The organism is Brevibacterium linens ATCC 9172 (assembly GCF_900169165.1).
GTDB classification, from domain to species: Bacteria; Actinomycetota; Actinomycetes; order Actinomycetales; family Brevibacteriaceae; genus Brevibacterium; species Brevibacterium linens.
Genome location: NZ_FXYY01000001.1, coordinates 78,812 through 97,633, shown reverse-complemented (window position 1 = coordinate 97,633; position 18,822 = coordinate 78,812). Strand labels below are relative to the sequence as shown.

The following is an 18,822-nucleotide window of genomic DNA, read 5'->3' as shown; positions in this document are numbered from 1 at the left end:
TGGGTCCCCCGCGCCTTTCGTTGTTGCTTGAGAGTTCTGAGGCTTCAGCCTACCGGCTCCGGCTGAGGACGAGTTGAGAGAACCGCTGCGACGTTCAGCTCTGGTTGAAGAAGCTGGCCTGGGTGTCAGAGTCGGCTTCGTTCTCGCCGGCGACTTCGATGTTCTCGGGAGTGAGCAGGAACACCTTGTTCGTGACCCGTTCGATCGACCCGTGCAGGCCGAAGATCAGGCCTGCGGAGAAGTCGACGAGACGCTTGGAGTTGTTCTCGTCCATCTCAGAGAGATTCATGATCACAGGGGTGCCCTCGCGGAAGGCAGCGCCGATGACCATGGCGTCATTGTAGCTGCGGGGGTGGATGGTCCTGATGCGATTCATTGAAGTTCCTGGCGCCGGGGTGTCTACGGGACGGATCGGTGACGGATGGATCGGTGTCACCGGGGCCGGAGTCCGCTCTTCGACTGCCGCCCGATCGTCGACCTCGTCGGCGTCGTCGAAGGTCTCGACGACCTCGCGGTCCCGGCGAGCGGGTTCACGGCGGTCGGTGTGCTGGGTGGTCGTCTCGTCCTCTTCTTCGACGAAACCCAGGTATTCCAGCGTCTTCTTGATTGCAGACATGTCTAAAGCTCCTCGGACTTCGGCACTTGCTCACCTGTCGCCCAAACTATCGCACGCGAGCATCCGGGCCGGTGAGTCCTATGGGTGTGTCGCGGTCTTTTCTTGCTGCAGCCAGATGATCCCGGCGAACCTCCCCGTCCGCTTCTGCCGGCGATAGGAGAAGAGGTCTTCGGATTCCTTCGTGCAGGTGCGTGAGAAATGATCGATGGCCACATCCGCCCGGCGCAGCTGTTCGGCCACCGCTCCGGCGACGTCGAGGGCCGGTGTGCCGGTCACCGACACCGAGGCGGCGGTCGGCTCGATCGCCGCGACCTCGCTCCTCAGCTCCGGTGGGACCTCGTAGCAGCGCGGGCAGACGGACGGTCCGATGACTGCATGGATGTCCCGAGCGCCCGCGTCGCGCATTGCGGCGATCGTCGTGCCGATCACTCCCGCGGCCATTCCCGGGCGTCCCGCATGGACGGCGGCGATGACGCCCGCTTCGGCGTCGGCGAGCATGACCGGGGTGCAGTCGGCGACCATGATCGCCAGCCCTACCCCGGCCACCGTCGTCAACTGGGCATCGGCGACGACCGGTTCCTGCCGCAGCTGCGTCTCGTCGCTGATGATGTGCACGTCGGTGCCGTGCACTTGGGAGACGAACGAGAGCCGCTCTCCGCTCAGGCCGATGACCTGAGCGAGAGCGGCCCTGTTGGCTGCGACGAGTTCGTCATCGTCTCCGACGTGGCGGGCGAGGTTGAACGAGGAGAAGTCCCCGCTCGAATAGCCGCCGTGCCGATCGGTGAAGGCGACGTGGGCGGTGCGTCCGCCCGGGATGACGAACCTCGAGCGCAGCATATTACTTGAGGAAATCCGGGATATCGAGGTCGGAGTCGACGTTCGAGCTGCTCCGTTCGCCCGGCAGGGAGGCAGGAATCTGGTGTTCCTCGCTGCGGCGTGGTGCGGCGGCCGGCTCATCGGCCTCCGGAGCCTCGGTCTCGGGTTCTGCGACGACGGGCGACTCGGTCTCGGTCTCCGCTGGTGCGGCCGCTGGGATCGGAGTCGGAATCTGGTCGGATCCGGCGGTCTCCGCGTTCGGCGAGGTGTTGTCGAACCCGGCGGCGATGACGGTCACGCGGCATTCGTCGCCGATGTTGTCGTCGATGACAGCGCCGAAGATGATGTTCGCTTCGGGGTGCGCGGCCTCCTGGACCAGGCGTGCGGCTTCGTTGACCTCGAAGAGACCGAGGTCGCCGCCGCCGGTGATGCAGAAGAGCACTCCGTGTGCTCCGTCGATGCTGGCTTCCAGCAGCGGGGAGGCGATGGCTGATTCGGCCGCCTGCACGGCGCGGTCGTCGCCGGTTGCCGCACCGATGCCCATGAGCGCGGTTCCGGCGTCCTGCATGACCGACTTGACGTCGGCGAAGTCGAGGTTGATCAGACCCGGGACCGAGATGAGGTCGGTGATGCCCTGCACACCGGAGCGCAGGACCTCATCGGCCGACCGGAAGGCTTCGACGACGGAGACGCTGCGATCGGAGATCGAGAGCAGTCGGTCGTTGGGGATGACGATGAGGGTGTCGACCTCTTCGCGCAGGGCCGCGATTCCGGCCTCTGCCTGCGCGGAACGACGGCGTCCTTCGAAGGTGAACGGTCGGGTGACGACGCCGATCGTCAGTGCCCCGAGCGAGCGGGCCACGCGGGCCACGACGGGGGCGGCACCGGTTCCCGTGCCGCCGCCTTCGCCGGCGGTGACGAAGACCATGTCTGCACCCTCGAGAGCATCGCGGATGGCGTCCTCGGAGGATTCGGCTGCCTTCTTGCCGATCTCCGGATCCGCGCCGGCGCCGAGTCCGCGGGTCTGGTCGCGGCCGATCTCGAGCTTGACATCGGCGTCGGACAGGACGAGAGCCTGGGCGTCGGTGTTGATTGCGATGAACTCCACGCCGCGCAGGCCGACGTCGATCATCCTCTGTACAGCGTTGACACCGCCGCCGCCGGTTCCGGCAACTTTGATGTCCGCTCCGGATTGTGGGAATTCAGCCAAGTCGGTTCCTCGTCTCAAGCGCTTGCGCTCCGCAGGGTCTGCGTGCGCATTCGGTCTGTGTTCTCTGCCCTGAGGCTATTGGGCGGGGCAATATCACTGCAACCATTCTCGCCGGAGTGTCGGGGTTCGGCCAAACTTCACACCCGGTGTGTCGGGGCCAAACGGAGGCAATCGCAGCGGCTGCCCCGTGCGGGGCTCGACGGCGCCGCGGGCCGGCACTCGGTCGCACCGCGGCTCAGTCGGTCACGGGCACCGAGGGCACTGAGACGTCGATCTCCGTGCGGCCTTCGGCAGCGAGCTGGGCGGCGGTGCGCACCTTGAGGCTGGAGTCGGACGAATCGCCGAAGACGACCGTGGCTGTCTGCTTGCCGGTGTCGAGTCGACCCTTGAGGCTCATGGCATCCTCGGCCTCGATCGTCACCAGCTGACGGCGCAGCTCCGGTCGCAGATCGCCCATGAAGCGGATCACCGCGGCGACGGTCTCTCTGTCCGGCTGGTGTGCGCCTCCGTTGAGCACGGTGAGCTTCTTGGGGGCTGTGTCGACCGTGCCGAGATCAACGGCCTCGGAGTCGTAGAGACGAAAGCCGGAATCGTCTTCGATCGCGATGACGGGGGTGCGGTCCGTGATGTCGATCTTCAGCGCGCGTGGGCCGGCATAGTGGACGGAGGCCGCTTCGGCCTTCGGGAACTCCCCCAGCACCGAGTCCTCGACCGCACCCGGGCGCACCTGCGGCAGAGGCCTGTCGCCCTGACGCTCGAGCACGAACTCGCTCACCGTGTCGGTGTCGATCAGTTCGCTGCCGCTCACCTGCACCTTCTTAAGTGTCAGCAGGGGTGAGAACCAGGCGACGGCGGCGAGGGCGATCAGCGCGGCCACGATGCCGATGGCGATGAGCCGTCGACGCCAGGTCTTGAGGCGGCGGGCCCGGATGACTCCGGTGAGGTCGGCTGTGGAGTTGTCACCGGACCGGGCCGGGGGAAGCGGCACCATGGGCCTCAGCCCTCCAGCGCGCTCAGCAGCTCGGGCCCGAGGATCGTCACGTCGCCGGCTCCGACTGTGAGCACCAGATCACCGGGCTGCACACGTGCCGCCACGAACGGGACCGCCTCGGCGAAGGACTCCAAGAAGGTCACGTTCCCGTGCGGGACCCGATCGGCGATGAGCGCGCCTGTGACTCCGGGCACGGGATCTTCGCGGGCGGGGAAGACGTCGAGGACGACGACCTCATCGGCCAGTCCGAGGGCCTGTCCGAACTCCTCCCGGAATTCCATCGTCCGCGAATACAGGTGCGGCTGGAAGATCGCCCACACCCGTCCGCCGTCGGTGACGACTCCGCGGGCGGCGCTGAGCACCGCGCGGACCTCGGTCGGGTGGTGGGCGTAGTCGTCGATGACGCGCACTCCGGCCGCGATGCCGCGTTCTTCGAAGCGCCGGCGGGTGCCCCCGTAGCCGGCGAGCCCGGCGGCCGCGCGTTCGACATCGGCGCCGAGGCTGAGGGCCACGGCGATCGCGGCGGTGGCGTTGAGCGCGTTGTGCATCCCCGGCTGCCGCAGTTCGACCTGCAGCTCGTCGTCGCGGCCGGGCAGGTCGAGGACGAAGGTCGAGGCGATTCCGGAGTCGAGGTCGCGCAGCACGAGATCGGCATCGACGGAGGTGCCGTAGAGGATGACGTCGGCGCCTTGGCTGCGGGAGTGCAGGGCGACATCCCGGGAACCCGGGTCGTCGGCGCAGGCGATGATCGTCCCGCCCCGTGTCTGGATGCCGTCGCAGAACTCGATGAAGGCTTCGCGCACCTTCTCCGGAGTCCCGTAGTGGTCGAGGTGGTCGGCTTCGACGTTCGTGAGGATGCCGATGGCCGGTTCGTAGAGGAGGAACGACCCGTCGGATTCGTCGGCCTCGGCCACGAAGACGTCTCCGGTGCCCAGGTGGGCGTTCGTGCCCGTCGTCGCCAGGACTCCCCCGATGACGAAGGACGGGTCGACTCCGCACGCCTGCAGAGCCACGGTGGTCATCGAGGTGGTTGTGGTCTTTCCATGGGTGCCCGCCACGGCCACGGCTCGCCGGTCGACCATGAGCGAGGCGAGAGCCCCGGAGCGGTGGAGGATCCGCAGCCCGCGTCGCTGTGCTTCGACGAGTTCGGGATTGTCCTTGCGGATGGCCGAGGAGATGACGAGGGTGTCGGCCTCACCGAGGTTGTCGGCCGAGTGCCCGATCGTGACCGTGGCCCCCAGGGTCCGGAGCACATCGACGACGTTGGATTCCTTCGCGTCGGAGCCGGAGACGTCAACTCCGTTCATGACCATGTTCCGGGCGATTCCGGACATTCCCGAACCGCCGATGCCGATGAAGTGGACGGCTCCGAGTTCGCCGACGGGAACGATGTTCGCAGGACTCGTGTTCGCAGAGGTCATAGTCAGCCTTCCAGCGCGCGGTTGACGATGGCGGCCATGCGGGCCGCGGCATCGGTGGGGTAGTTGAGGTTCAGCGCCGCTCGGCTCATCTGCGCGAGTCGCGATTCGTCTGCGAGCAGCGGCAGGATGGTCTCGACGACCGTCGACGGTGAGAAGTCGGCATTGTCGACCATGAGGGAGGCACCGGCGCTCACGCTGCCGGAGGCGTTGAGGCGCTGTTCGCCGTTGCCGATGGCCAGCGGCACGTAGAGAGCGGGGACACCGGCGACCGTGGCTTCGGAGACCGTGGCCGCGCCGGAGCGGGCGACGAGCAGATCGGCCACCGCATAGGCCCGATGCATTCCGTCGACATAGTCGACGGCGTGGTAGTCGCTCAGTTCGGCTGCGACCTCGCGCAGAGCCTCGCCCTTTCCGGCTCCCGTGATGTGGAGGACCTGGATGCCGGCCTCCTGGCAGGCGGTCGCGGTGGCGAGGAAGGCCTCGTTGATCTTCTGGGCCCCGGAGGAGCCGCCGGTCACGACGAGGACAGGACGGTCATCGCGCAGCCCGAGTTCGGCACGGAATCCTGCCCGCTGTCCTGCGTCGCTGCGGTCGAGATCGGTGATCTCGGCGGGCATGGGCATGCCGACGAGAGTCGAACCCGGCAGCTTCGTGTCGGGGAACGTGATGCCGACGCGACCGGTGGTCGTCAGTCGGGCGCCGAGGCGGTTGGCCATTCCCGGTTTCGCATTGGCTTCGTGGACGATCAGCGGGATCTTCGCCTGCTTGGCGGCGAGGAACGCCGGTGGGCACACGTAGCCCCCGACGCCGACGACGGCGTCGATGCCGCGAGTGGAGATGATCTGCTTGACGGCGGAGATGTTGTCGCGGAAGCGAAACGGGAATCTCAGCAGGGCGGGACTGATCGACCGAGGCATGGGCACCTTGTCGATCGTGAGCAGCTCGAATCCGGCGCGGGGAACGATCTCGGCTTCGAGCCCGTCGGGGGTGCCCAGCGCCACGACATCCCAATCGGGGTGCTGCCGGGCCAGCTCACGGCCGATCGCCAGCATCGGCGAGATATGGCCGGTGGTGCCTCCACCGGCGAGGAGGATGTTCGTCATCTCATTTCCTTTTCTTGCGGACGAGCACGGCGAGTGAGGATCGCAGGCGATCCCTGTTGGCGGCGATGGCCGCCTCGGCGCCCGGCTCGGTGCGAGCGAACGACAGCACCACACCGACGGCCAGCAGCGAGGCGATGATCGAGGAGCCGCCGTAGGACACGAACGGCAGCGGCAGACCGATGACCGGCAGCATTCCGGTGACGACGCCGATATTGATTCCGGCCTGTCCGATGATGAGGGCGAAGAAGCCGGCGGTGGCGACCTGGACCATGACGCTGTTCGAGCGCATCACCACGCGGACCATCCCGAATCCGAGGACGGCGAAGATGAGGACGACGACGAGGGTGCCGACGAGGCCGAGTTCCTCTCCGATGATGGCGAAGATGAAGTCGTTGTGGGCTTCGGGCAGCCAGGACCATTTCTCACGGCTGGCGCCGAGTCCGACTCCCAGCCATCCGCCCGAGGCCAGGGAGAACAGTCCGTGGTTGGACTGCCACGCCTGTCCCATGGTGTCCGCTGCGGACTGATCGGCATGTCCGGTGAGCAGCGCCTCGATGCGGTTGAGGCGGTTCTGGGAGCTGAGGACGAAGAAGGTGACGGCCGCGGCGAGCACACTGCCCAGGAGCAGGAAGTACTTCATCGGGAATCCGCCGACCCACAGGCAGACGATCGCCATGGCCATGATGACCAGCCCGGTGCCGAGGTCGTTGCCGGCGACGACGAGTCCGGCGGCGGCGAGGACTCCGGGAACGACGGGGATCATGGCGTGGCCGAAGGTGGTCATCTTCCCGGTCTTCTGGGCCAGGATGAAGCCGAGCCACAGGGCGAGGGCGACCTTGAGGAACTCCGAGGGCTGGATCTGGAATCCGCTGAAGCCGATCCAGTTCGCATTGCCCTTCGTCTCCTTGCCGAGGCCCGGGGCGAAGACGGCTGCCTGCATGGCGAGGCCGCCGATGATCGCGGCCCAGGCCGTCCGCTTCCAGAACTGCAGCGACATCCGGCTCGCGATGGCCATGAGGACGAGGCCGACTCCGGCGAATATCGCCTGCTTGTTGAAATAAGCGAACGATGAGCCTGCTCCCCCGTCGTAGGAGGTGATCGATGAGGCGGAGAGCACCATGACCAGGCCCAGTCCCGTGAGCAGCACGACGGAGACGAGAATGAGGAAGTAGGTCGTCAGCGGATGGGCGGAGAGGCCGGAGACGTCACCGCGCACATGATCCCATGCGTTCCGGATCGCCGAGGCGGTCTTCGCGGAGCTCTTCCCGCCGACAGCCTGCGCCGGCTTCTTCCCGCCGGCCTTCGCAGGTCCCTTCCCGCCGGGGGCCTGTGCCGGCTTCTTCGTGCCGGCCTTCGCCGTCTTCTTCACACCGGAGGCTTCCCTCGCAGCGGTCTTCGAGGCAGGTTTCGCGGCGGCGGACTTCCCCGCGCGGGCTTTCGCAGCGGACGTCGCGTCCGGGGACTTCGTCGCGGTCGACGCTGCGGACCGCTTCGATGTCGGCGGAGCCGTGGCGGCAACAGTCGTCTTCGCAAGCTTGCGGCGGCGACGTTCATCCGCCTTCGCGGTGGCCTGCCGTCCCATCTCAGCGCTCCAGGTGCGTGTTGACGGCCTCGGTGAACAGTTCGCCGCGCGTGTTGTAGTTGAGGAACTGGTCCATGCTCGCGGCCGCCGGGGCCAACAGAACGGTGTCGCCGGCTTCGGCCAAGCGTGCGGCGGCGTCGACGGCGGCAGCGGCGACGGCCTCGCCGCGGCGCTTCGGGACTCCCGAGTCCACTGCCAGGGCGGGTTCGATCCGGACGACGTCGAGGTCGGGGATGGTCGCGGCGATGGCCTCGCGATAGGCCGAATCATCTGAGCCGATGAGCACGAGTGCCTTGAGCCGTTCGCGGTGGTCGGCGAAGAGAGACGTGAAGTCCGCACCTTTGGGCAGTCCCCCGGCGATCCAGATGATCGAGTCGAAGGCTGCCAGTGAGGCATTCGCGGCGTGAGTGTTCGTCGCCTTCGAATCGTCGACCCAGCGGATGCCGTCCGCTTCGGCGACGGTGACCATGCGGTGAGCTCCGAGCGAATGGTTCTGCAGTCCCGCGGCGATCGCCTGACCGGGCACGTCGATGGCGCGGGCCAGGCAGGCGGCGGCCAGGGCGTTGGCGATCTGGTGCGGGGCAGGCTGCGACCCCGCGACTCCGGTGGCGGCCGCCACATCGTCGAGGGAGGCGAGTTCGGCGGCCGAGGAGTACCGCTGCGGGATGAAGGCCCGGTCGACCAGCAGATCGTCGACGACCCCGAGTTCGCCGGGGCGCGGCACGCCGGTGGTGAAGCCGATGGCCTTGGCCCCTTCGATGACGTCGGCGTCCTCGACCATGTGCAGGGTCGCCTCGTCGGCACAGCTGTAGACGCAGGCGAGCTTCGCATTGTGGAAGATCTTCGCTTTGTCCCGGGCATAGGCGTCGGCGCTGCCGTGCCAGTCGAGGTGGTCGGGGGCGATGTTGAGCACGGCCGCGGCGTCGGCGCTCATCGACTCCTGCCAGTGCAGCTGGAAGCTCGAGAGTTCGATCGCGAGGACCTCGAGTCCGGGTTCGAGCACGGCTTCGAGCAGCGGAGTGCCGATGTTGCCGCAGGCCTTGGCCTTGAGCCCGGCGGCCAGCAGCATCGATTCGAGCATCGTCGTGGTCGTCGTCTTGCCGTTGGTGCCGGTGATGGCCAGCCATTTGGCATCGTTCGTCCCGCGGATCCGCCAGGCGAGTTCGACCTCGCCGATGACGGGGATGCCGGCCTCGGCTGCGGCTGCCAGCACGGGCTGGTCGGGACGCCACCCGGGTGAGGTGACGACGAGGTCGAGATCACCCTCGGGCAGAGTCTCGACATGGTCGGGTCCCCGTCGGATGTCGACGTCGAAGACCTCGAGGATCTGCGCCTTCTCGCTGACATCGGCCGTGTCATCGCCGTCGATGACGATGACGTCGGCGCCGCGTTCGCCGAGGTGGACGGCGGCGGGGAATCCCGTCACGCCGAGACCGGTGACGAGGATGCGCAGTCCGGCCAGGGATGAGCTCGGACCGCTCAGCGCGGCCGGGATCGCCTTCATGGTGGGTTCATCAGCCAATGCGGGCCACCCAGTCAGCGTAGAACAGGCAGATTCCGGCGATGACGAACAGGGCTGCGATGATCCAGAATCTCACCACGATCGTCACTTCCGCCCACCCCTTGAGCTCGAAGTGGTGCTGGAGCGGTGCCATGCGGAACACACGTTTGCCGGTGGTCTTGAAGGAAGCGACCTGGATGATCACCGACAGCGTGATGATGACGAAGAGTCCGCCGAGCACGATGAGCAGCAGCTCGGTGCGCGACATGATCGCCAGTCCGGCGAAGGCGCCGCCGATGGCCAGCGAACCGGTGTCGCCCATGAAGATCTTCGCCGGTGAGGTGTTGAACCACAGGAAGCCGAAACAGGCCGCGGCCATGGCCCCGGCGACCATCGCGAGGTCCCGGGGGTCGCGCATGTAGTAGCAGGCGTTCGTGGCCTCGGACATGAGGTTGCAGTTCTGGGTCGACTGCCAGGTGCCGATGACGACATAGGCGGCGAAGACGACCACCGAGGCACCGGCGGCCAGACCGTCGAGACCGTCGGTGAGGTTGACCGCGTTCGAGACTGCGGTGACGATGAGGTTCGCCCAGATGACGAACAGGATGAGTCCGAGGATCGCGGAGCCGAAGGCGAGGTCGAGGTTCGTGTCGCGGATGAACGAGACCTTCGTCGACGCCGGGGTCTCGCCGAAGGAGTTCGGGAACTGCAGGGCGAGGACGGCGAAGGAGATTCCGACGAAGGCCTGGCCGATGAGCTTCGGCATCGGGCGCAGGCCCAACGACCGCTGCCTCTTGATCTTGATGAAGTCGTCGAGGAACCCGACGACCGCCAGTCCCGCAGCCAGCCACAGCACGAGCAGACCCGACGCCGTGGGCACGGAACCGGTGAACAGATGCCCGAGCAGGTAGGCGAGCACTGCGGCGCCGATGATGACGACGCCGCCCATGGTCGGGGTCCCGCGCTTCGTCGCGTGCGAGGTCGGACCGTCATCGCGGACGAACTGGCCGTACCCCTTTCTCACGAGCACCCGGATGAACAGCGGGGTGCCGACCAGGGCGAAGATGAGAGCCAGGCAGGCTGCGAGCAGTACGGCAATCATCAGGTCCCCGATACTCCGGCGATTTCGTCTCCCAGATAGCGCAGACCGGCGTCACGGGAGGATTTGAACAGGACGATGTCGCCGGGTGCGAGTTCGGCGTTCAGGAGATCCCTCGCCTCGGCCGCGGTCGCGACCCAGGCCGCCTCGTTGCCCCAGGAACCCTCGAGGTTCGCGGCGTTGAAGATCGGCTTGGCGCCGTCGCCGACGACGATGGTGCGAGTGATGTTGAGACGCACGACGAGTTCGCCGATGTCCGAGTGCGCCGACACCGATTCGTCACCGAGCTCGAGCATCTCGCCGAGGACGGCGAAGGTGCGACGCGGACTCGTCTCCTCGTCACCGCGGCCCATCGAGGCCAGGGTCTTCAGGGAGGCTCGCATGGATTCGGGGTTCGCGTTGTAGGCGTCGTTGAGCACGGTCACGCCCGTCGGCGAATCGATGAGCTCCATCCGCCAGCGGCTGGCCGCCGAGGAGGTCGCCAGGGTCGTGACGATCGACTTCGTCGGCACTGCGCAGGCGTGGGCGATGGCGGCAGCCGCCAGAGCGTTGCCGACGTGGTGTTCGCCGATCAGCGCCAGACGCACATCGCGCGGCTCTTCACCGGGCAGGGTGAGGGTGAACGTCGGGTGGCCGGAGGAATCCGGGGACACGGAGGTGCCGCGCACGACCTGGTCGTCGGCTCCGACCCATTCGGGCAGGGACTCACGCTGTGAGAACCACAGGGTGGACACGTCGGGAGCAAGCACCTCGCGCATCGCGGACACGCGGGTGTCATCGGCGTTGAGCACGGCGGTGGATCCGGCCGTCAGAGACTCGACGAGTTCGGCCTTGGCCCGAGCGGTGTTCTCGATCGACCCGAAGACTCCGGAATGCGCAGTGCCCACAGCGAGTTCGACGGCGATATCGGGCCGGATGAGGCTGGTCAGATAGGCGAGGTTGCCGATCGACCGGGCTCCCATCTCGAGGACGAGGAAACGGGTTGATTCGACTGCCCGCAGAGCTGTCAGCGGAACGCCGACCTCGTTGTTGTAGGAGTTCGGCGGCCAGACGGTCTCGGCGGCGCCCGCGAGAAGATCGGCGGCGAGGTCCTTCACGGTGGTCTTGCCGACGGAGCCGGTGATCGCGATGACGGTGATCTCGCCGTCTGCGCGCAGGCCCTCGATGCTGTGCTTGGCCAGCTGGCCGAGCGCCTCGGTGGCATCGGCGACGACGACGACGGGCAGCGGCTCATCATCGATGGTGGGGACGGATTCGCCGATGATCAGGGCCGCTCCCGCCTCGACGGCGGCGGCGGCGAATTCGATGCCGTCGAAGCTCTCGCCTCGGCGGGCGACGTAGATATCGCCGGGTCCGACTTCTCTCGAGTCGGTCACCACGCCGGCGGTCAATGGGGTCTCGGGGTCGATGCCGTACAACTCGCCGCTCACGGCGGTTGCGATTTCGGCTGCAGTCAGTCGCTTCATATCATCTGTGAACTTTACCTGGTTGTGCGCCGCCCAGTCGCATGGACAGCGCTGAGCGTGTCCTGGCCCGGTCGTCGAAATCGGTGACCGTGGTGCCCACGGTCTGGCCTGTCTCGTGCCCCTTCCCCGCGATCAGCACGGTCGCGCGGGCGTCTGCTCCTGCGATCGCCTCGTCGATGGCGGCACCGCGGTCGGGGACCTCGATGATCTTTTTCACACGGGCCCGGCCCGCATCCACCTCGGCGTCGATCCCCTGCCTGATGGCGGCGCGGATCGTGTCGGGATCCTCGGTGCGGGGATTGTCGTCGGTGAGAACGATCACATCGGCCTCGCGTGCCGCCGCCTGTCCCATGCCGAAGCGCTTTCCGCGGTCACGGTCGCCTCCGGCGCCGAAGACGATGATGAGTTCGTCGGAGTCGGCGTGCAGGGTCGCAAGCGCCTTCGCGATCGCATCAGGGGTGTGGGAGTAGTCGACGATGGCCCGCGGCAGGAGCTCCGGGTGGGATTCGCGCTGGGCCCGCGGTCCGGAGACGTCGATGACCTCCATCCGTCCCGGCACCGTGGCCGCGAAGCTGCGGCCGATCGCATCGACGTCCGCGGCGCTGACGCCGGCTTCGATGAGCATCGAAGCGGCCAGGGCCGTGTTCGTGACGTTGAAGTCACCGGGCAGCGGTGAGCGCAGACGGATGCTTCGTCCGTCGTCGAGGTGGAGCACGAAGTCGGAAACGCCGGGGGTGTGTTCGATGCGCCACTGGCTGCGGTTGTCGCGCCCCAGGGTGCGCACCGGCACCTGCGCAGCCTCGACCATCCGCTCACCCCATTCGTCCTCGACGACGATCACGGCCTGATCGGAGAAGGTCCGGGTGAACAGCTGCGCTTTGGCCTCGAAGTACTCCTCCATCGTGTTGTGGAAGTCGAGGTGGTCCTGCGAGAGGTTCGTGAACCCGGCGACCCGGAAGTGCGCCCCATCGACGCGATGCTGACTGAGCGCGTGGGACGAGACCTCCATCGCACAGGTGTCGACCTCGGCCGCGCGCATCTTCGAAAACAGGGCGTGCAGTTCGGGAGCTTCCGGTGTGGTGCGCACACTGGGCACGGTGTCACCGGCGATGAGGATGGCGACGGTGCCGATGACGGCGGTGCGGTGCCCCAGCGCCTCGAGCATCCCATCGGCGAGGTAGGTCGTCGTGGTCTTTCCGTTCGTGCCGGTGACACCGATGAGCTCGGGCGCCGAGGTGGTCCCGTAGACGGCGGCGGAGACGAACCCGAGCACGGCGCGAGGGTTTTCGACGATGAGAGCGGTGAAGCCTCCGAGCAGCTGCCTGCCGGCCTCGTCCGCGCTCAGCGCCTCGGTGATGAGCTGCCACCCCGCGTCGTCGGTGAGGACGGCGTCGACCCCGCCGCGGATGAGTTCGGGGGCGAATTTCGCACCGTGGACGTTCGCGCCCGGCAGTGCCGCGTAGAGCTGGCCGGGTGAGACCGCTCGCGAGTCATGGGAGACTCCGGTGACCTCTGTCTCGGGGTCGCCGTGGAGGGTGCCGGGGGCGATCGGCAGCAGCTGTGAAAGACGCATCATTTCCATTCTCGTGCAGGCAGCTCGGGTTTCTCGGTCGACGGGGGAATCTTCAGGTGCCGCATCGCGAAGCCCGCGACGTCGGAGAACACGGGGGCTGCGGCCTGCCCACCGTAGTAGCCCTTTCGGGGCCGCTGCAAAGTCACGGAGATCGCCAACTGGGGGTCTTCTGCCGGCAGCACTCCGACGAAGGAGGCGGTGTACCCGTCGTAGCCTCCGCCCTCGGCCGCCGGCGCCTGCGCGGTACCGGTCTTTCCGGCGACCCGGTAGCCCGAGACCTGGGCGGACTTGCCCGTGCCTTCGGCGACGACGCCTTCGAGCATCCGCAGGGTCTCGTCGGCGGCCTTCTCGCTCACGACCCGTTCCTTCTCACCGGCCGGGGTGGAGATGGTCCGGCCGTTCGGGGTGATCATCCCGTCGACGAGTCGGGAGGGCACGTGGACTCCCCCGTTGGCGATGGTGGAGATGACGTCGGTGGTCTGCAGTGCGTTCGCGGCCACACCCTGACCGAACATCACGGTGTACTTCGTGCGTCCGTCCCATTCCTCGTACGGGTGGAGGATGCCTGCGGTCTCGGCGGGGAAGCCGATGCCAGAGCTGGAGCCGAAGCCGAACTTCTTCATGTATGCGTAGCGCTGGGCCTCGGTGAGCTCTTTTCCGGCGAGGATGGTGCCGGTGTTCGAGGATTCGGCGAGGATCCCGGCGAAGGTGAGCTTCTCATCGGGGTGGTCGTGGGAGTCGCGGAACTCTTCGTCGTTCGGCGCCGTCCACGTGTCCGGGACGGTGAATTCCTGTTCGGGCGTGACGAGCCCCTGATCGAGCAGTGCCGCGGCGGTGACCATCTTCGCGGTCGAACCCGGTTCGAAGATGTCGGTGAAGATACGTGAGCCGCGGTCGTCGCCGTCGACCTTGCCCGGTGAGTTCGGGTCGACCGTGGGAGCATCCGCGGCGGTGATGATGCGTCCGGTCTTGACCTCCTTGATCACGATGGATGCCGATTCGGCCTTGTGCTTCTTCCGCTGCTCCTCGATCGCCTGCTGTGCGTAATACTGCAGGTCCGGATCGATGGTCGTCTGCAGACCCTGGCCGTCGACGGCGTCCTTCATATTGTTGTCGCCGAGCGGGATGATCTCTCCCCGTGCACCGCGCTCGTACTGCTGCTGGCCGTCCGTGCCCGACAGCTCTTCGTCGTAGGCCATCTCGAGCCCGGCCTGGGCCGTGCCGTCGGAGCTGAGGAAGCCGACGAGGTTGCCTGCGACGCCGCCGGCGGGGTACGACCGCACCGCGTATTCCTCGGCGGAGATGCCGAGGACTCCGAGCTTCTTGACCTCACGCCAGGTCTCTGCGGTCAGACCCTTTGCGACAGGGTTCCAGCGTTTGTCGCCGACGAGTTTGGGGTAGAGCACACCGGGATCGGTCTTCAGCGGTTTCGACAGGGCTTCGGCCGCTCCCCACGCCCCGACGAGTTCGCCGTCGACTTCGTACTGGGCGACGTTCTGCTGGTCGACGACGAGCTGGTAGCGGGAGACGCTGTCGGCGAGCACGGTGCCGTCGGCGGCCAGGATCTGTCCGCGTTCGGCCGGCAGCGTCCGGGTGACCAGCCGGTTCGACAGTGCCTTCTCCGCCAGCTTCATCGAGTCCATGCCCTGGATCGACACCAGCCGGACGGAGGTGATGAGGAGGACGAGGACCGAGACTGCGGCGATGAAGCCCATCCGCAGACGCAGATTGGGGCCATCGCCCTTGCGCTTCCTCTTCAGTCGGGTTGTGGTTGAGCCCATTGCTTGAGTCCTCGGTCCTTGGTGTGGTCGGCGAAGGTTTCGGTCAGGCCGTTCCCCGGTCCCGGTGAGCTCGGACTACTTCGGTGCCTCCTGGCTCGGAGCCGCCACGTCCTGGCTCGGGCTGCCCCCGACGACCGGGAGCTTCTCATCCGATCGTAGATTGGGTCGGATGTCATCACGTGTATCGGCGCGCGGGCCGGGCACGACTGCGGGCTCTTTCTCACCGCTGACATCGATGCCGGGGGCGTCGATGAGCTTTCCGGTCTTCGCATCGAGGAATTCCGGTGAGGAATCCCTGACGAGGCCGAGTTCCTCGGCGGCCAGGGCGATGTTCTGCGGGGACTCGCGGTACGAGTTGTCCTCGACGAGGCGGTCCTTCTGTTCGGCCAGGTCTTCCTTCTGACTCGTCAGCTGGTCGACCTTGTAGGAGGTGTTGGCCACGAAGATGTTGAGCAGCAGCACGGCCACGACGGTGGCCAGGAGGATCCCCACGCACAGCATCGAGAAGGGCAGACGAGACTTCGGCAGTTCGAACTTGAGCAGCCGCAGCTTCGCTCCGCCCTGCTGGCCACCGGCCTCTTCGAGCCGGCGGAAGCGTTCGGTGAAGTGGGGCTGACCCGCGGTCGCCTGAGAATTCCTCACGATCGTGCCTCCCTGATCTTCTGCACTGCCCGCAGGCGGACGCTCGCCGCCCGCGGGTTGGTCTCTGCTTCGTGTTCATCGGCCATTTCGGCGCCCCTGATGATCTCTGTCAGCCAGGGCTGGTGCTCCTCGGGGACGACCGGCAGGTCCGGCGGCGCCGAGGAGGTCGTGGCCGCCCGGAAGGTCTTCTTCACGATCGTGTCCTCCAGCGATTGGTAGGACTCGATGACGGCCACTCCCCCGACGTGCAGCGCCTCCAGGGCCGCAGGCAGCGCGGTCCGCAGCACTGCGAGTTCGTCGTTGACCTCGATGCGCAGGGCCTGGAAGGTGCGTTTGGCGGGGTGGGAGCGCTTCTTCGTCTGCGGAATCACTCGCGAGAGCATGGCCGCGAGCTGGTCCGAGGTCTCCCACGGGGTGTGGGCCCGGTCGGTGACGATGATCTTCGCGATCCTGCCGGCCAGCTTCTCCTCGCCGTATTCGCGCAGGATCCGGCGCAGCTCGGATTCGGAGTAGGTCGCCAGCACCGTCGCGGCGGTGAGTTCCTGAGTGCGGTCCATGCGCATGTCCAGGGGTGCCGGTCGGGAATAGGAGAAGCCGCGTTCGTCTTCGTCGAGCTGGAGGGAGGAGACTCCCAGGTCGAGCAGGATCGCGCTGATCGCTTCGATGCCGAGGTCGGCGAGGACGTCGGGCAGCTCATCGTCGACGGCGTGGACGATATCGGTGCGATCGGCGAAGGGGGCCAGACGTTCGCCGGCGATGTCGATGGCCTGCAGGTCACGGTCGATGCCGACGAGGTGGACATCGTCGAAGGCCGTGAGCACGGCTTCTGCGTGCCCGCCCATCCCCAGGGTGCCGTCGACGACGACCGGGGTGAGTCCGGCGGTCCGAGCGGCTTCGACGCCGACGCCGATGAGTTCGACCACGCGCTCCAGGAGCACCGGTACGTGCTGCTGAGATGTCATGCGCGAGTCCTTCGTGTGGGTGTGAGTGTCGGGGGCGTGTGCGCTGCTGGAGCCAGAACCTTGACCGCCGAGGCCCTGCCACCGGGGAAGTGTGTCAGGACGTCCGAGCTTCGGAAACGGGGAAGTTCCCCGAAACTCGAGCACGGCGGGCAAGGATCAAACCCGAGCAGAATCAGATCACTCCGGGGATCACCTCCTCTTCGCGTTCGGCGAAGGCCTGCTGAGCGCCGACGAGGTAGTCCTCCCAGGTCGGTGCATCCCAGATCTCGACTCGGTTTCCCATGCCGATCACTGCGACTTCCCTGGTCAGTGATGCGTACTGCCGCAATATGTTCGGGACCGTGATGCGCCCCTGTTTGTCCGGCTGGTCCGCAAATGCCGCCGACAGGAACACACGCTGGTAATCGCGGGCTTCCTTGTTCGTCTTCGGCGCGTTCTGGATTCGCGCGTGCTCGGCTTCGAACTCCGTGGTGGGGAACAGGGTGAGGCAGTTCTCCTGGCCACGGGTCAGAACGAGTCCGGGCGACAGCTCCTCGCGGAACTTTGCGGGCAGGATGAGGCGACCTTTGTCGTCGAGCTTCTGCATATGAGTGCCCAAGAACATGTCGTCTCACCCCTTTCGAAACCAATCGGCTCCGATAGCAACCACAGTACTCCACTTCCCTCCACAGATTCCAGCTTTTGATCCCAACGATACGTCGAACCTAACGTTTTCCCAGGTCAGATAGGTGGAGGAAAGTGGGGAAAATTTCCCTCAGGCGCGTCGCGGGGGTGTCGGGCAGACGGGAATCAGTACGTTCACGCACAGGGGTGGTCCGCCTCGGCGAGAGCAGCGAAAGCGGCAGAGATCCGCGAGAATCCGCGGATCACGGATGCTTCCCCGCACCGAGGTGGAGGCGAATGGGGAGGAAAGTGGAGGGTCCGCGTGGAGGAAAGTGGGGAGCAGGGTGGGGAGTGGAGTGGGGGTCGCCTCGGGGAGCGGATGGAGGCGCGGAGGGATGGGCAGCGGCGAAGCTGAAAGAAACTCGTGTGGCTGGGGTGCCGCCTTTCAGGGACAATGGAAGGTATGTCGACCAGCCAAGAAGGTACACAGACCAATTCCGTGATCGGCGCCGAGCACATCGAGTGGGTGCAGAATCTGACCTCGCGGGCACGCACAGCGATGAACGCGGTCCTCGAGGGCAAGGATGAGGCCGTCGGGCTCTCGCTCATCGCTCTGCTCGCCGGCGGACACGTCCTCCTCGAAGACGTCCCCGGCGTCGGCAAGACCCTGTTGGCCCGTGCCATGGGCAAGGTCGTCGACGGCTCCGTGCGCCGTATCCAGTTCACGCCGGACCTGCTGCCCACCGACGTCGTGGGCGTGAACCTGTTCAACCAGGAGACTCGCCACTTCGAGTTCCGGCAGGGCCCGGTGTTCGCGAACATCGTCATCGCCGACGAGATCAACCGTGCGTCCCCGAAGACGCAGTCGGCGATGCTCGAGTGCATGGCGGAGGGCCAGGCGACGATCGACGGGCAGACCTATCCGATGCCCACTCCGTTCATCGTCGTCGCCACTCAGAACCCGATCGACATGGAGGGCACCTACGCTCTGCCCGAGGCGCAGCGCGACCGCTTCCTCACCCGCATCTCCCTGGGATACCCGGCGACGTCCGATGAGGTCGACCTCTTGGACAACCAGATCCAGAACGATCCCCTCGAGGCCGCCGCAGCGGTGACGAACCTCGAGCAGATCACTCAGGCGCGCACGATCGTCCGCCACGTCTCGGCGAGCCGGGCGCTGCGCGAGTACATCGTGGCGATCCTCCATGCCACCCGCAACGATCCGGCGATCCTGCTCGGCAGCTCCCCGCGCGGCGGTGTCCACCTGCTGCGTGCGGCGAAGGCGCGCGCAGCCCTGTCGGGTCGCACCTTCGTCACTCCCGACGATGTGCAGGCTCTGGCTCCGTACATCCTCGCTCACCGCATCATCCCCCGCGACGGAGACGACGCGGAGCTGGCTGCCGACCTCATCGGTCGGGTGCTCTCCCGCGTGCCCGTCTCGACGAACCAGTGACCA

General features: G+C 66.8%; 16 protein-coding genes. 1 reads left to right on the top strand and 15 read right to left on the bottom strand.

From position 1 onward, the window contains the following. Window positions 1-94: 94 nt before the first annotated feature. From BLIN9172_RS00430 to mraZ, 15 genes are all read right to left on the bottom strand, one after another. Entirely contained in the window at window positions 95-616 is a 522-nt protein-coding gene (locus BLIN9172_RS00430) for a cell division protein SepF (RefSeq protein ID WP_101553365.1), read from the bottom strand. Window positions 617-694: 78 nt separating this feature from the next. Beyond that, entirely contained in the window at window positions 695-1,453 is a 759-nt protein-coding gene (gene pgeF, locus BLIN9172_RS00425) for a peptidoglycan editing factor PgeF (protein WP_101553364.1), read from the bottom strand. A gap of 1 nt (window position 1,454) precedes the next feature. Then, window positions 1,455-2,642 (bottom strand): cell division protein FtsZ, encoded by a 1,188-nt coding sequence (gene ftsZ, locus BLIN9172_RS00420; RefSeq protein WP_101553363.1) that lies wholly within the window; start codon window positions 2,640-2,642, stop codon window positions 1,455-1,457. 235 nt (window positions 2,643-2,877) lie between these two features. Further along, complete coding sequence (locus BLIN9172_RS00415) at window positions 2,878-3,633, bottom strand: cell division protein FtsQ/DivIB (RefSeq protein ID WP_025777964.1); 756 nt, start codon at window positions 3,631-3,633, stop codon at window positions 2,878-2,880. 5 nt (window positions 3,634-3,638) lie between these two features. Then, the gene (gene murC, locus BLIN9172_RS00410) at window positions 3,639-5,054 is read right to left on the bottom strand and encodes a UDP-N-acetylmuramate--L-alanine ligase (protein ID WP_101553362.1); all 1,416 of its coding nucleotides are present in this window, start codon (window positions 5,052-5,054) and stop codon (window positions 3,639-3,641) included. A gap of 2 nt (window positions 5,055-5,056) precedes the next feature. Further along, window positions 5,057-6,157, bottom strand: coding sequence for an undecaprenyldiphospho-muramoylpentapeptide beta-N-acetylglucosaminyltransferase (murG, locus tag BLIN9172_RS00405; protein ID WP_101553361.1), 1,101 nt, complete (start codon window positions 6,155-6,157; stop codon window positions 5,057-5,059). A gap of 1 nt (window position 6,158) precedes the next feature. Further along, window positions 6,159-7,739, bottom strand: a complete 1,581-nt coding sequence (gene ftsW / locus BLIN9172_RS00400; RefSeq protein WP_101553360.1) for a putative lipid II flippase FtsW — start codon at window positions 7,737-7,739, stop codon at window positions 6,159-6,161. Between the two features lies 1 nt (window position 7,740). Continuing rightward, a complete protein-coding gene (gene murD / locus BLIN9172_RS00395) occupies window positions 7,741-9,243 on the bottom strand; it encodes a UDP-N-acetylmuramoyl-L-alanine--D-glutamate ligase (RefSeq protein ID WP_101553359.1) in 1,503 nt (500 codons plus the stop codon). Between the two features lie 10 nt (window positions 9,244-9,253). Then, window positions 9,254-10,342: a phospho-N-acetylmuramoyl-pentapeptide-transferase gene (gene mraY, locus BLIN9172_RS00390; RefSeq protein WP_101553358.1), complete on the bottom strand. Its 1,089-nt coding sequence runs from the start codon at window positions 10,340-10,342 to the stop codon at window positions 9,254-9,256. Beyond that, window positions 10,342-11,805, bottom strand: a complete 1,464-nt coding sequence (locus BLIN9172_RS00385) for a UDP-N-acetylmuramoyl-tripeptide--D-alanyl-D-alanine ligase (protein WP_101553357.1) — start codon at window positions 11,803-11,805, stop codon at window positions 10,342-10,344. The genes mraY and BLIN9172_RS00385 overlap by 1 nt, the downstream gene beginning before the upstream one ends. Window position 11,806: 1 nt before the next feature. Next, window positions 11,807-13,378: a UDP-N-acetylmuramoyl-L-alanyl-D-glutamate--2,6-diaminopimelate ligase gene (locus tag BLIN9172_RS00380; RefSeq protein WP_101553356.1), complete on the bottom strand. Its 1,572-nt coding sequence runs from the start codon at window positions 13,376-13,378 to the stop codon at window positions 11,807-11,809. Next, window positions 13,378-15,159: a peptidoglycan D,D-transpeptidase FtsI family protein gene (locus BLIN9172_RS00375; protein ID WP_025777972.1), complete on the bottom strand. Its 1,782-nt coding sequence runs from the start codon at window positions 15,157-15,159 to the stop codon at window positions 13,378-13,380. The genes BLIN9172_RS00380 and BLIN9172_RS00375 overlap by 1 nt, the downstream gene beginning before the upstream one ends. Window positions 15,160-15,234: 75 nt before the next feature. Beyond that, window positions 15,235-15,801, bottom strand: a complete 567-nt coding sequence (gene ftsL / locus BLIN9172_RS00370; RefSeq protein WP_101553355.1) for a cell division protein FtsL — start codon at window positions 15,799-15,801, stop codon at window positions 15,235-15,237. Next, window positions 15,798-16,763, bottom strand: a complete 966-nt coding sequence (rsmH, locus tag BLIN9172_RS00365) for a 16S rRNA (cytosine(1402)-N(4))-methyltransferase RsmH (RefSeq protein ID WP_101553354.1) — start codon at window positions 16,761-16,763, stop codon at window positions 15,798-15,800. The genes ftsL and rsmH overlap by 4 nt, the downstream gene beginning before the upstream one ends. Before the next feature lie 172 nt (window positions 16,764-16,935). After that, window positions 16,936-17,367: a division/cell wall cluster transcriptional repressor MraZ gene (gene mraZ, locus BLIN9172_RS00360; RefSeq protein ID WP_101553353.1), complete on the bottom strand. Its 432-nt coding sequence runs from the start codon at window positions 17,365-17,367 to the stop codon at window positions 16,936-16,938. Window positions 17,368-17,829: 462 nt separating this feature from the next. Between mraZ and BLIN9172_RS00355 the strand changes: the two genes are divergently transcribed. Beyond that, window positions 17,830-18,819, top strand: a complete 990-nt coding sequence (locus BLIN9172_RS00355; protein WP_025777976.1) for an AAA family ATPase — start codon at window positions 17,830-17,832, stop codon at window positions 18,817-18,819. Window positions 18,820-18,822: the final 3 nt, after the last annotated feature.